The sequence below is a fragment of the Mesorhizobium sp. J18 genome (assembly GCF_007829525.1).
Lineage (GTDB): Bacteria > Pseudomonadota > Alphaproteobacteria > Rhizobiales > Rhizobiaceae > VLJP01.
In genome coordinates this window covers 36,062-49,539 of the sequence record NZ_VLJP01000009.1, presented here as the reverse complement: position 1 = coordinate 49,539, position 13,478 = coordinate 36,062, and the positions used below count along the sequence as shown (strand labels likewise).

The 13,478-nt window shown below is 63.3% G+C and carries 13 protein-coding genes; 9 read left to right on the top strand and 4 right to left on the bottom strand.

Features of this window, described 5'->3' with window-relative positions; genetic code table 11:
- Positions 1-2: 2 nt before the first annotated feature.
- Positions 3-2,072 (bottom strand): hydantoinase/oxoprolinase family protein, encoded by a 2,070-nt coding sequence (locus L598_RS04950; RefSeq protein ID WP_144860852.1) that lies wholly within the window; start codon positions 2,070-2,072, stop codon positions 3-5.
- Between the two features lie 204 nt (positions 2,073-2,276).
- Between L598_RS04950 and L598_RS04945 the strand changes: the two genes are divergently transcribed.
- The 6 genes from L598_RS04945 to L598_RS04920 all read left to right on the top strand — a co-directional run bounded on the left by L598_RS04945 (position 2,277) and on the right by L598_RS04920 (position 8,032).
- Positions 2,277-3,104: a ferredoxin--NADP reductase gene (locus L598_RS04945; protein WP_144860851.1), complete on the top strand. Its 828-nt coding sequence runs from the start codon at positions 2,277-2,279 to the stop codon at positions 3,102-3,104.
- Positions 3,105-3,224: 120 nt separating this feature from the next.
- Positions 3,225-4,391 (top strand): 6-phosphofructokinase, encoded by a 1,167-nt coding sequence (locus L598_RS04940; RefSeq protein ID WP_144860850.1) that lies wholly within the window; start codon positions 3,225-3,227, stop codon positions 4,389-4,391.
- Positions 4,392-4,470: 79 nt separating this feature from the next.
- Entirely contained in the window at positions 4,471-5,406 is a 936-nt protein-coding gene (locus L598_RS04935; protein WP_144860849.1) for a cyclase family protein, read from the top strand.
- A gap of 241 nt (positions 5,407-5,647) precedes the next feature.
- Positions 5,648-6,418, top strand: coding sequence for an amino acid ABC transporter substrate-binding protein (locus L598_RS04930; RefSeq protein ID WP_144860894.1), 771 nt, complete (start codon positions 5,648-5,650; stop codon positions 6,416-6,418).
- Between the two features lie 163 nt (positions 6,419-6,581).
- Positions 6,582-7,262 (top strand): ABC transporter permease subunit, encoded by a 681-nt coding sequence (locus tag L598_RS04925; protein WP_144860848.1) that lies wholly within the window; start codon positions 6,582-6,584, stop codon positions 7,260-7,262.
- Entirely contained in the window at positions 7,259-8,032 is a 774-nt protein-coding gene (locus tag L598_RS04920; RefSeq protein WP_144860847.1) for an amino acid ABC transporter ATP-binding protein, read from the top strand. Before L598_RS04925 ends, L598_RS04920 begins: the two co-directional genes overlap by 4 nt.
- Before the next feature lie 49 nt (positions 8,033-8,081).
- Here the strand turns inward: L598_RS04920 and L598_RS04915 are convergent, their stop codons facing one another.
- Together L598_RS04915 and L598_RS04910 are read right to left on the bottom strand one after the other, a co-directional pair.
- Positions 8,082-8,489 (bottom strand): DUF2000 family protein, encoded by a 408-nt coding sequence (locus L598_RS04915; RefSeq protein WP_144860846.1) that lies wholly within the window; start codon positions 8,487-8,489, stop codon positions 8,082-8,084.
- 24 nt (positions 8,490-8,513) lie between these two features.
- Complete coding sequence (locus L598_RS04910; protein ID WP_144860845.1) at positions 8,514-9,395, bottom strand: LysR family transcriptional regulator; 882 nt, start codon at positions 9,393-9,395, stop codon at positions 8,514-8,516.
- Between the two features lie 155 nt (positions 9,396-9,550).
- On the opposite strand from L598_RS04910, the gene L598_RS04905 reads away from it, so the two are divergent.
- Positions 9,551-11,047, top strand: a complete 1,497-nt coding sequence (locus tag L598_RS04905; RefSeq protein ID WP_144860844.1) for a CoA-acylating methylmalonate-semialdehyde dehydrogenase — start codon at positions 9,551-9,553, stop codon at positions 11,045-11,047.
- 357 nt (positions 11,048-11,404) lie between these two features.
- Positions 11,405-11,728: a hypothetical protein gene (locus L598_RS04900; protein WP_144860843.1), complete on the top strand. Its 324-nt coding sequence runs from the start codon at positions 11,405-11,407 to the stop codon at positions 11,726-11,728.
- Positions 11,729-11,788: 60 nt separating this feature from the next.
- Here the strand turns inward: L598_RS04900 and L598_RS04895 are convergent, their stop codons facing one another.
- The gene (locus L598_RS04895) at positions 11,789-12,448 is read right to left on the bottom strand and encodes a GntR family transcriptional regulator (RefSeq protein ID WP_144860893.1); all 660 of its coding nucleotides are present in this window, start codon (positions 12,446-12,448) and stop codon (positions 11,789-11,791) included.
- A 106-nt stretch (positions 12,449-12,554) separates the two neighbouring features.
- On the opposite strand from L598_RS04895, the gene L598_RS04890 reads away from it, so the two are divergent.
- Positions 12,555-13,448 carry a dihydrodipicolinate synthase family protein gene (locus L598_RS04890; RefSeq protein WP_144860842.1) on the top strand — a complete coding sequence of 298 codons (894 nt, stop codon included), beginning with the start codon at positions 12,555-12,557 and terminating at the stop codon, positions 13,446-13,448.
- The last annotated feature ends 30 nt before the right edge of the window (positions 13,449-13,478 follow it).

Genomic DNA, 13,478 nt, shown 5'->3' with positions numbered 1-13,478 from the left:
TTTCACCTTCCCACCGTGATCAGGATATTGCCGTCCGCATCCGAAGTCGCGCGGTCGCCGGGCTCGATCACTGTCGTGGCGTCGAGCTGCTCGAGGATCGCCGGCCCCTCGATCGCGGCATCGAGCGGTAGCCTCTCGCGCCGGTAGACCGGTGTGTCGCGCCACATGCCGTCGAACCAGACCGGCCGCGTCTCTTCCTGCGCCTCCTCCAGCGAGCCGGCGCGGCCGGCGGGATCGATCAGCAGCGACAGGTCGATATCGGGCCGAACACCGATGACGGAGGTGTTGAGATTGACGAGATTGGCGCGGATCTCCGGCAGCCGCACCTTGAAGCGGGCGAAATAGGCTTCCTCGAAAAGCCTCTGCAGTGCCTCGCCTGTGATATTGGGCGAAGGCAAGGCCACATTGATGAGATGCGTCTGGCCGACGAACTGCATGTCGGCCGAATGCGTGAATTCCACGCGTTCCGGCCGGATGGCCTCCTCGGCGATCATGGCCTGTCCGTCGGCGCGCTGGCGCTCCAGCACCTCGCGGACCAGCGCCACGTCGAGCCCGGCAACGGGACGGTTGAGCGTGTTGACGAAGTCGTGGCGCAGGTCGGCCACGACGCAGCCCAGCGCATTGGTGATGCCGGGACGTGCCGGCACCATGACGCGTGGTATGCCGAGTTCGCGGGCAAGGGCGGAGGCATGCAGCGGCCCCGCGCCGCCGAAGGCGAAGAGGGCAAAGTCGCGCGGATCGTGGCCCTTGCCGATCGACACCATGCGCACGGCTCCGGCCATCTTTATGTTGGCGAGCCTAAGCACGGCTCCSGCCGCCTCTACTCCGTCGAGACCGACGCGTTTGCCGAGTTTTTCCGCGAAAATTGCACGGACCGCGTCGACAGAGACCGGTGTTTCCACCGAAAGCAGCTTTCTCGGATTGAGGCGGCCGAGCACAAGATTGGCATCGGAAATGGTCGGCTCCTCGCCCCCGCGTCCGTAGCAGATCGGGCCGGGCGCAGCACCCGCGCTTTCCGGCCCGACCTCCATCAGGCCGGCATCGTTGATGCGGGCGATCGAGCCGCCGCCGGCGCCAACCGTATGCACGTCCACCATCGGGACATGGATCGGCATGGCATATTCGATCTCGATCTCGTTGGAGACGGCGGGSCGCGCCTCGCGGACAAGGGCGACGTCGGTCGAGGTGCCGCCCATGTCGTAGGTGATGAGATTGGCGATGCCGGCCCGGCGCGCCGTATAGGCGGCGGCCATCACGCCGGAGGCAGGGCCGGACATCACCGTCTTGGCTGCTTCGCGGGTGACATTGGCCGCCGAGATCATGCCGCCATTGCCGTTCATGACGAGGAATTCGCGGGCGTAACCGAGGCCGCGCAATTCGCCACGCAGCCGCTCGACATAGCGCTTGAGGATCGGTTGCACGGCGGCATTGACGGAAGCGGTTACCCCGCGCTCGAACTCGCGTGCCTCCGACAGGAGCGAATGGCCGGTGGTGATATGGTCGTTCGGCCAGATCTCCGCCGCGATCTCGGCGGCGCGCAATTCATGCGCCGGGTTGGCATAGGAGTGCAGGAAATGGATGACGAGCGACACGCAGCCGGCGTCGATGAGCGCCTTGAGGGCGGAACGCAGTTCATCCTCGTCGAGGGGTGTCAGCACCGATCCCGAAGCTTCCATGCGCTCGGTGACTTCCAACCGCAAATTGCGCGGGATGACGGGCACGAAGACGCCGGTCATTCCGTATGGCTGCGGCCGGGTGCGGCGGCCGAGCTCGATGATGTCGCGGAAGCCGCGCGTCGTGATCATGCCGGTGGGGGCGAGGCGGCGCTCCAGGACGGCGTTGGTGGTCGTCGTCGTGCCATGGACGATGAGATCGAGAGTCGAGGCAGGAAAGCCGGTTTGCCTGATCGCATTGACGACGCCGTGAGCCTGGTTGTCGACAGTCGTCGGCGTCTTTGCTATGGCAACGCGGCCCTTTCCGCGCCCATCGACGAGAAGCAGATCGGTGAAGGTGCCGCCGACATCGATGCCGGCAACCGCATAACCGCCCTCTGATCCGCTTTTCTCATCCATGGGCAGAATCCGGAACGTGCGACCTGTCTTTCGCGTCAAATTGGAAATGCGCTCTACATTGGAAACTTGACGCGAAATTCATTTGTATACTAATAGTTTTTACAGGCAAGTCCGTGAGCAGCACCAACCGGCAAGCTCTTCGTTCGCCCGATTGGACCGCTGATCCATCCTCCCGAACCGTTGCGAAATACGAGGAAAGTTCCGATGCAGACTGCCGCGCTTCTCAAGACCGATGCCGGCGAGACGACCGAATTTCCGATTCCCGCGGGCGTTTATGCCGAGAAAGTCGTCTCGGTGAAGCATTATACGGATCGGCTTTTCTCCTTCCGCATCACGCGGCCGCAGAGCTTCCGCTTCCGGTCGGGCGAATTCGTCATGATCGGCCTGCCGAATGCGACGAAGCCGGTCTTCCGCGCCTATTCGATCGCCAGCCCGGCCTGGGATGAGGAGCTGGAATTCTTCTCCATCAAGGTTCCGGACGGTCCGCTCACGCAGCATCTGCAGAAGATCCAGCCCGGCGACACGGTGCTGATGCGCCAGAAATCGACGGGCACGCTGGTCACCGACGCGCTGACGCCCGCCAGGAACCTCTACATGATCGCTACCGGCACCGGCGTGGCGCCTTTTGCCAGCCTTGTGCGCGATCCCGACACCTATGAGAAGTTCGACCGCATCATCCTGACCAATACCTGTCGCGACGTGGCCGAGCTCGCCTATGGCGACGCGCTTGCCGAGCTGACGCGCGAGGACCCGCTGATCGGGGAATTCGCCGGCGAGAGGCTCACCTATTTCCGCTCGACCACCCGCGAGGCTTCCGAGCGGATGGGCCGCATCACCAGCCTGATCGAAAGCGGCGAACTCTTCCGCGCAGTCGGAACCGAGCCGTTCAACCGCGAGAACGACCGCGTCATGATCTGCGGCTCCATGGCGATGCTGAAGGACGTCAAGGCGCTGGTCGAGGCCACTGGCCTCGTCGAAGGCTCGCTCAGCGAGCCGGGCGATTTCGTCGTCGAGCGCGCTTTCGTCGGCTGACCCTTTCCGGTCGTCCGCGGTGGCTCTTCCGGTCTATTCGGGCGCGATGAACGGCACCGTTCCACCTGAACCGCGCATTCGGCTTTTACGGCGGGCGGCAGCCGTGGCAATATCGGAGCCATGAGCACGACATTCGTCATCGCGCAAGGCGGCGGGCCGACCGCGGTCATCAACCAGACCATGGCCGGCGCGGCGCTCGAAGCCATGAAGCGGCACAAGGGCGCGCGCGTTCTCGGCGCGTTGCATGGCGTGCGCGGCATACGCGACGGCAATTTCGTCGAATTGTCCGCCCTGCCGGAAGACCAGCTCCGCCACATCGCGGCCACGCCGAGCGCCGCCCTCGGCTCGACGCGCGACAAGCCGGACGAGGCCTATTGCGAGGCAATCCTGAAAGGATTGCGCAAGGCTGGTGCCGACGCCTTCATCTATATTGGCGGCAACGACACGGCCGGAACACAGCAGATACTGACCAATGCTGCCGGCGGCGCGATCACATTCGTCCATGCGCCGAAGACCATCGACAACGACCTGACGGAGAACGACCATACGCCGGGCTTCATTTCCGCTGCCGAATTCGTGGCTGGAGCGTTCCTGAGCGTCGATCTCGATTTCCGCGCGCTGCCCGGCATCTATGTCGGCATCGTCATGGGGCGTCATGCCGGCTTTCTCACCGCCTCGGCGGCTGCCTGGCGGATGGACGAGGAGAGCGGGCCGCATCTCCTCTATGTGCCGGAGCGCCCCTTCGAGCGGGGACGCTTTGCCGAGGAAGTGCGCTCTGCGCTCGCCCGGCACGGGCGCTGCATCGTCGCCATGTCCGAGGGCGTTTCCGGCCCGGATGGCCGCTCGCTGGTCGAAACGCTGGTGCCGCCGGAAATGCAGGAGCGCGACCAGCATGGCAATATCCGCCTTTCCGGCACCGATCTCGCCCAGGCGGTGGAACGGATGATCGCTGAAGACCTGCCAGGCAAGCGGGCGCGGGTGGACACTTTCGGCTACCTGCCGCGCGGCAATATCGGCACCGTCAGTGAGACGGATGCGCGCGAGGCTTTCGAAGCGGGAGCCTTCGCAGTGGATGCGGTCGGCCAGGGCGGCGGCTCGGTCGCACTTCAGTTCGACGGCAGCAGGACCGTTTGCCAGCTCGTGCCGCTTGCGGCGGTGGCCGGCAAGACCCGGCATATGCCCGACGACTTCCTTGCCCCCGATGCCAGCCAGGTTTCCGGTGCCTGCATGGACTATGTGAATCGGCTCCTGCCGCGCCGCTATCAGCCGGCGAAGCCCTTTGTTTGATCTGCGGACGATCATCGAGCTTGCCGTCTTCCCCTTTTGGAGCGATCGTTGCGGTCGTATCGATCTCCAGGAGTGGGACATGAAAACAAAAACTTTGACGGGCGCAGCGGTCCTGGCTATGGCCCTTGCCGCATCTTCGCCCGGCTTCGCCGCCGACAATGCGCTCTGGCAACTCTACGAAGACAGCCTGAAACCGGCGAAATATATCGACCTCACCCATGCTTTCGAGCCGGTGCAGCCGGTATGGCCCGGCTTCGCAAACGCCAACTTCAAACCGGCGGTCGCCGGCAAGGACATCGAGGGTTATGTGAAGGCCGGCGAGGAATTCACCTATGACAAGCACGGTTTCGTCGCCTCGGCCTATGAATTGACGACCGACCAATACGGAACCCAGCTCGACCCGCCCTCGCACTGGAATCCGCTCGGGGCGACGATCAGCGACCTGCCTGCCACCTATGCGATCCGCCCGCTGGTGGTGATCGACATCAGCGGCAAGGTCGCCGAGGACGAGGGCTACCACCTGCAGGTCTCCGATATCGAGGAGTGGGAAAAGGAGCATGGACGGATTCCCGAAGGCTCGGTCGTCTTCGTGCGCTCCGACTGGTACAAGAAATGGTCCGACAGGGAGCGCTTCAATCAGAAGCCCTTTCCGGGCGTCGGCCTGGATGCGCTGAAATTCCTGCATCTGGAGCGCAAGATCCTGTTCCACGGCCACGAGCCGCTCGACACCGACACCACGCCCACCCTCGAAGGGGAGCATTGGCTTCTGCACAACAATTTCGTTCAGGCCGAAGGCGTGGCCAATCTCGACAAGGTGCCGGAAGCCGGCGCACTGGTCACCATCGGCTTTGCCAAGCCGCTCGGAGGCTCCGGAGGCTTCGCGCGCTATGTCGCGATTGCGCCGGCGGACTGGAGCGAGGGCACGTCGGTCGCGGAGACGCCCGGCGCGCCGCTTGCCGAACAGCCTGCGCCGCTCAAGCGTGACGAGAACGGCGTCTTCCGTCCGACGCCCTGACTTTTCCATAAAGCCATCCGGCCGCCGGAGGCCGGATGGGTTTGTGGCAAAGTTTTGCCGTGGGGATCGGATGATTCGTTGGCATCAGAAAAACCATCTTATTTTTCCAAGAGTAGTAGAATTAATTTCCTAGATTTCGCGAAATTCCGTGTCCGTGCCGTCCTTGTCCGGCAAAGGGGTGCTGCCTATTTTCCGGGCAATCGCGCAGATTCGCGGCAACCATCAGATACGGATCATCACCATGAGCTGGCTCAAGCCTCTTCTCGTCGCCGGGTTCCTTCAGGCGCTCGCCGCCATTCCCGGTCAAGCTTCCGACCTCGCCACGGTCAAGGAACAAGGCGTCTTCAGGATCGGCACGGAAGGAACCTATGCCCCCTTCACCTATCACGACGAAAGCGGAAAGCTGGTCGGCTTCGACGTCGAGATCGGAGAGGCGATCGCCGAGCGGCTCGGGGTCAAGGCGCAATTCCTGGAGGGCAAGTGGGACGGCCTGATCGCTGGTCTCGACGCCAACCGCTACGATGCGGTCATCAATCAGGTCGGCATCACCGAGGAACGCAAGCAGAAATACGATTTCTCCGAGCCCTACATCTCCTCCAAGGCGGCGCTGATCGTGCGCGCCGATGATGATTCCATCAAGGGCTTCGAGGATCTGAAGGGCAAGAAAGCCGCACAGTCGCTGACGAGCAATTACGGCAAGATGGCCCAGGAAGCGGGCGCCGAGTTGGTCGCCACGGATGGCTTCGATCAGTCGATCCAGCTCGTCGTGCAGGGCCGGGCCGACGCCACCATCAATGACAGCCTGTCCTTCCTCGACTTCAAGAAGAAGCAGCCGAATGCGCCGGTGAAGATCGCCGCGACCGAGGACGAGGCAGCCTATTCCGGCGTCATCATCGCCAAGGGCCAGCCGGAGCTGCTGGCGGCGATCAACAAGGCGCTGGAAGACATCAAGGCCGACGGCACCTATCAGAAGATTTCCGAGAAATATTTCGGCGCCGACGTTTCGGAGTAGTCCGCGGCCATCACCCCCTCTCCGTCTCGGCCTTGCCTCGACACCTCTCCCCCATTCTCATTGGGGGCGAGGAAGGAAGGCCACGTCACCGTTCACGGCCGGGGCTCGTCCCTGGCGATCATTCGTATAAGCTGCGCTCGACAAAGTGACGGAGAATCCCGCCGTGCCTCACTGGCTGCAATTGATGCTCGATTCCCTTGGGCCACTTCTACTGGCCGGGCTTAAATTCACCATTCCGCTGACGCTCTTGTCCTTCGCCTTCGGGCTGACGCTCGGACTTGTCGTGGCGCTGATCCGGCTTTTCGGCCCCCGGCCTCTTGCGGCGCTGGTGCGTTTCTATGTCTGGGTCTTCCGTGGCACGCCCCTTCTCGTGCAGCTCTTTCTGATCTTCTACGGCCTGCCCAGCGTCGGCATCGTGCTCGACGCCTTTCCGGCGGCGCTCATCGGCTTCACGCTCAATATCGGCGCCTATTCGTCCGAGATCGTGCGGGCGGCGATCTCCTCCATAGCCAAGGGCCAGTGGGAGGCGTCCTTCTCCATCGGCATGACATGGACGCAGACCATGCGGCGCACCATCCTGCCGCAGGCCTCCCGCGTCGCCGTGCCGCCGCTTTCCAACACCTTCATCGCGCTGGTCAAGGATACCTCGCTTGCCGCAGCCATCACCGTGCCCGAGCTTTTCCAGGCCGCCCAGCGCATCGTCGCCACCACCTATGAGCCCCTGATCCTCTATGTCGAGGCGGCACTGATCTATCTCGTAATGAGTTCGGTGCTTTCCTCGCTGCAGGCCCGGCTGGAGAAGCGGCTGAACCGCTATGGCGGCTTCATGGAGGCACGCGCGTGATCGAGCTTTCCCATATCGAAAAGCGCTTCGGCGACAATCTCGTCCTCAACGACATTTCGCTCGGCTTTCGCGAGGGGAGCGTGACCGCGCTGGTCGGTCCGTCCGGCGGCGGCAAGAGCACGCTTCTGCGCTGCATCAACCTGCTCGAGATCCCGACTACCGGGCGGGTACAGGTCGGTGAAACGGCGCTTGAATTCGCACCGGATGTGAAACCCGCCGCGAGCGCCATACAGAGCCTCAGGCGGCAGACCGGCATGGTCTTCCAGAATTTCCAGCTCTTCCCGCACCGAACCGCGATCGAGAATGTGATGGAAAGCCTGGTCGTCGTCCTGCGCCAGCCGAAGGAGCAAGCCCGCGCCCATGCCATGGCGCTTCTGGAGAAGGTCGGCATGGCGCACAAGGCCGATGCATGGCCGGCAACGCTTTCCGGCGGCCAGCAGCAGCGCGTGGCGATCGCCCGCGCGCTAGCGCCTTCCCCACGTGTGCTTCTGTGCGACGAGCCGACTTCCGCGCTCGATCCCGAGCTTGCCGGCGAGGTGGTGGAGGTCCTATCGCAGCTTGCCCGCGAGGGCACGACCATGGTGATCGCCACCCATGACCTGCGTCTTGCATCTACGACGGCGGAGGAAGCGATCTTCCTTGAGGCTGGAGTGGTGGTCGAAAAGGGACCGGCGCGCAAGCTCTTCTCAGCACCCGAGCGCGAGCGCACCAAGCGCTTCGTCGCGACGCTCGTTCAAAGCCGCGGGGAACAGGCCGGCAGCGGGATTTGAAGCAGGCTCCCCGCCTTGGAGTGAGACGAACTCAGATGGGATCATCTCGCTAGCCATAAAGCCGCGCGCCCTTGGTGATCTTGTCGACCAGCTTCCGGTCGGCCCTCAGGGCTATCCCGACGACCTTGGCGTCTTCAGGGGCAAATTCGGCGAAAACGGCGCGGTTGGCCTCGTCATGGCCGGTCGCGAACATTTCCTCGACATAAAGCGACGTGGTCACGCCGCGCTCCAGGGAACGGTGATGGATCTTGGCGATGGTATCCGAATTGGCCGCCAGGATGATGATCGGTTGCCGGGAAAGCCCATTGTAGAGATTGCCGGCGCGGTCGCGATAGGGTTCCCCGATGATGTCAGGTGTCTGTCCGACGATACCGCTCGTCAGGAAAGCCGCGACATTCAATGCCTGCCATGTTTCAAGGTCATCGCGCAGGACGATGGCGAATTTTGTGTCGAACATGAAAACCTCCCCGGATTGCCAAGTCTAAAGGAACAATGCCTTTTCCTTTTCCACGATCTCGCCGATGAAGGCAGAGACCGCCTGGATGCGGCGCATGGGCCGCACGGATTCGTGATAGACGAGCCAATAGCTGCGCCGGATCGGCGGTGCGACGGGAACCGGCACCAGATCGGCCATGCCGCGGGCGATGAAGGAATGCAGGATGCCGATGCCGGCTCCCGATCGCACTGCCTCGACCTGGCCCATGGCCGAGGAGACCGAGAAGGCCGCGTTCCAGTCTTCCGATATCTCGGCCGCGTAATCGAGCGTCGGGCTGATGACGAGATCGGCCACATAGCCGACCAGCCGGTGGGCCGCGAGATCCGCCGGACTTTCGGGCAGCCCGTTGGCCTCTGCATAGGCGCGCGAGGCATAGAGCATGAGCGAATAGTCGACGAGCCGGGCGGCGACGAGACGTCCCTCGGTCGGCCGGTCCACGGTGATCGCGATGTCGGCCTCGCGTCGCGAAAGCGAGAAGGAGCGCGGGACCGGCACGAGCTGGATCGACAGATCGGGGTGACGCGCCGTAAGCGCCCCAAGGCGCGACGCAAGAAAGGCGACCCCGAATCCGTCCGGCGCGCCGATCCTGACCGTGCCGGAAATCGCCTCGCCTTCGCCGCCGATATCGGCGCGGGCGGCGATCATGTCCGCTTCCATCCGTTCGGCAACCTCGAGCAGCCGCTCGCCGGCGGGCGTGAGCTCCGTGCCCGTCGTCAGGCGGCGAAACAGTTGCGCCTTGAGCGCCGTTTCAAGCGCTGCAACGCGCCGCGACACGGTGGCATGATTAAGCCCGAGCCGCCTGGCTGCGCCGAGGATCTGTCCGGTCCGCGCCACGGTGAGGAAGATGCGCACGTCGTCCCAATTCATCCTGCCTGCTGCTCCGGTCTGATTTGCGGGAATTCAAGTCGTGCAATTATATGAACATTAAATGTTGCACAACGGATTCGTCCGGCCTCGCGTTGCAATCGCTTCGGCAAAGCGGGACAATGAAACAAAACAGGACAAGCCCAAGGAGAATTCCCATGGAGGAAATCGGTCATTTCATCGGCGGCAAACACGTTCCCGGCACCAGCGGCCGCATGGCGGACGTGATGCAGCCCATGGACGGCAGCGTGCGCGCCAAGGTGGCTCTCGCCTCGGCCGAGGAGTTGAACAAGGCGGTGGAAGTGGCCAAGGCGGCACAGCCGGCCTGGGCAGCCACCAATCCCCAGCGCCGCGCCCGCGTCTTCATGAAATTCCTGGAGCTTGTCGCCCGCGACAATGATGAGCTCGCCGAGCTTCTGGCGCGCGAGCACGGCAAGACGATCCCCGACGCCAAGGGCGACATCCAGCGCGGTGTGGAGGTCGTCGAATTCGTCCTCGGCATCCCGCATCTGATGAAGGGCGAGTATACGGAAGGCGCGGGCCCCGGCATCGACATCTATTCCATGCGCCAGCCGCTGGGTGTCGTCGCGGGCATCACGCCTTTCAATTTCCCGGCGATGATCCCGATGTGGAAATTCGCGCCCGCCATCGCTTGCGGCAACGCCTTCATCCTGAAGCCTTCCGAGCGTGATCCGAGCGTGCCGATGCGGCTCGCCGAGCTGATGCTGGAGGCCGGTTTGCCCGAGGGCGTGCTCAACGTCGTCAATGGCGACAAGGAGGCGGTTGACGCCATTCTCGATCATCCGGACATCTCGGCGATCGGCTTTGTCGGTTCGTCGGCGATCGCGCAATATATTTACGGGCGGGGCTGCGCTGCCGGCAAGCGCGTGCAATGCTTCGGTGGCGCCAAGAACCACATGATCATCATGCCCGATGCCGATATGGATCAGGCGGTGGATGCACTGGTCGGCTCGGGCTATGGCGCGGCGGGCGAACGCTGCATGGCCGTCTCGGTCGCCGTTCCCGTGGGCAAGGCGACGGCGGACAGGCTGGTGGAAAAACTGGTGCCGCGTGTCGAAAGCCTCAAGATCGGACCTTCCACCGATCCGAGCGCCGATTTCGGACCGCTCGTCACCCAGCAGGCCCTGGAGAGGGTTCGGGGCTATGTCGATCTCGGCGTCCAGGAAGGCGCCAAGCTTCTGGTCGATGGCCGCGGCTTCAAGATGCAGGGCTACGAGAATGGCTTCTATCTGGGCGGCTGCCTGTTCGACGAGGTCACGCCGGAAATGCGCATCTACAAGGAAGAGATCTTCGGTCCTGTGCTGTCGGTGGTGCGCGCGCATGACTTCGAGGAGGCTGTGCGCCTGCCCTCCGAGCATGAATACGGCAACGGCGTCGCCATCTTCACCCGAGACGGCGATGCGGCGCGCGAATTCGCCAGCCGGGTCAATGTCGGCATGGTCGGTGTCAATGTGCCGATCCCGGTGCCGGTGTCCTATTACACCTTCGGCGGCTGGAAGAAGTCCGGCTTCGGTGACCTGAACCAGTACGGCCCGGACTCGATACGCTTCTACACCAAGACCAAGACGGTCACCTCGCGCTGGCCGTCGGGCGTCAAGGAAGGCGCCGAGTTCGCCATGCCGATCATGAAATAGTCCGACGAGGTTTCCTGTCTGCGCGTCCTCGCCTTCGGCTGCGGTCGCGCGGGCCGGGCGTCAAGGAAGGCGCCGAATTCGCCATGCCGATCATAAAATAGTCCGATGAGGTTTCCTGTCTGCGCGTCCATGCCGATCATGGGGTGATCACGCATCGGTCCGTCTTTTGAAAGCGGCTCCGCGTAAGCGGGCCGCTTTTTCCTTGATCCCGAACGTTACCAAAATCACGACCTTCGTGATGGAACGGTTTCGCGACAGTTCCGTTAGCCATTCGAGCCGGCGCCAAAAGCGCCGAGGAAACTGGAGAGCGGCGCCGGACATGGCAGCGATTTGCTGAATCCGCGCCAGGAGGTCGAAATGAAAAAGAGCCCTCAGTTCCGCTTCGGGATGGTGGCCATTGCCGCTGCGGCGCTTCTCACGGCGGCAGCGCCGGCAACCAGCCAGCAGGGCAATATCTGCGCGGCACGCGACGATCTGGTGGGTCAGCTCGGCCAGCAGTTCCGCGAAAGCCAGAAGGCGGTCGGCACGTTGAGCGACAAGGCCATCATGGAAGTTTTCGTCTCGCAAGCCGGCACATGGACGATCCTCGCGACGGATACGTCCGGCAATAGCTGCATTATCGCCGCCGGACAGGACTGGGACGAGGCCAACTCGCCGCTGCTCGCAGGAAACGAGGTTTGAGTAGCCGGCCCCTTAAGCGCCGTGCGTCCGGCCGGACGCACAAAGCGTTCCAGGCTGGTATCAGCGCCGGACAGCAGCGTCGGCATTGGCCCTCAAAAGGCTGATCAGCCTGTCGGCTTCCTTTTCGGCCTGGTCCTCGTCACCGTCCAATATGGCCCGGATTACCGTGACATGGTGTTCGGCAGCTTCCGCAAGGCTGGTGTCACGCTGGTAGCGGAACCAGAAGCGGCGGCTGTGGGTCTGAAGCGGGGCGGCCAGCCGGACGGCGAACGGGTTGTCGGCCGCCAGCGCGATCGCCTCATCCAGCGATTTATCGGCTTCCAGGAACATCATCACGTCACTGGCGATCACCGATTGCCGCATGGCCAGCGCAGCCTCGTGCAGGCGGTCGGCGGCTTCAGGGGTGGCGAAGCGGGCGGCTGACTTCGCAAGAACCATTTCGACACCCCGGCGGGTGTCGAGGACGCGCAGCCAGTCCCCCGGGTTGAGGGGCGCGACGGTCAGACCGGCACGCGGCCTTATATCGACCAGCCCTTCCCAGGCGAGCCGCTGCAGCGCTTCCCGGACCGGAGTGCGGCCGAGCCCCACCCTCTCGATCAAAGCCCCTTCGGTGGTCGTCGAGCCCGGCGCGAGTTCGAGCGTCACGATCATCCGCTCGAGCGCGCGATAGGCCTTCGTTGCCGCCGGTTCAAATCTGACTGCCGTATCCAGAGCTGCTATCCCGTGCGATTCGTTATGATATTTTTCCGATATATCAACGGCCCGAGCCGATTGACAGAGGCATTCCAATTTAGATATATCAGAGATATATCAGATGGAGAGCATTATGTGGACCGGAGTTTTCCCCGCAGTCACGACGAAATTCACCGAGGATGACGCACTCGATCACGCCGAGATGGAGCGCTGCTTCGCACTTCAGATCGAGGCCGGATGCGATGGTATCATTGTCGCAGGTTCGCTGGGTGAAGGACCGATGCTCTCGACCGACGAGAAGCTGGCCGTGCTCGATACCGCCCGCAAGGTTGCCGGCGGCAAGCCGGTCCTGCTCACCGTCAACGAGGCCGCGACGCGCGATGCGGCCGCACTTGCAAAGAAAGCCGCCTCGGCCGGCGCCGATGGCCTGATGGTCGTGCCGAGCCCGATCTATCACACCAATGAACGCGAGACAGTGGACACGCTGAAGGCCGTGGCGGCCGCCGGTAACCTGCCGGTGATGATCTATTCCAACCGCATCGCCTATCGCGTCGATGTCACGGTGCCCGTCATGGAGGCGCTCGCCGATGACGAGCATTTCGTCGCCATTAAGGAGTCCTCGGACGATATCCGCCGGACGACCGAGATCATCAACGCCTTCGGCGACCGCTTCAAGATCCTGACCGGCGTCGATAATCTCGCCTTCGAGGCGCTGTCAGTCGGTGCGGTCGGTTGGGTGGCCGGGCTGGTCACCGCCTTCCCGCGCGAAACGGTGGCCATATATCAGTTGATGAAGCAGGGCCGCCGGGACGAGGCGCTGGCGATCTATCGCTGGTTCCGCCCTCTGCTCGATCTCGACGTCTCGACCTATCTGGTGCAAAACATCAAGCTCGCGGAAGTCCATGCGATCGGGAGCAATGACCGCGTGCGCATGCCGCGCCAGCCACTTGCCGGCGAGCGCCGCGCCGCCGTCGGGAAAATCGTCATGGACGCGCTGGAAAGCCGGCCCGAATTGCCGAAGTTTTGAAGAATTTGCCAGATCGTTCCGTTTCCGTTA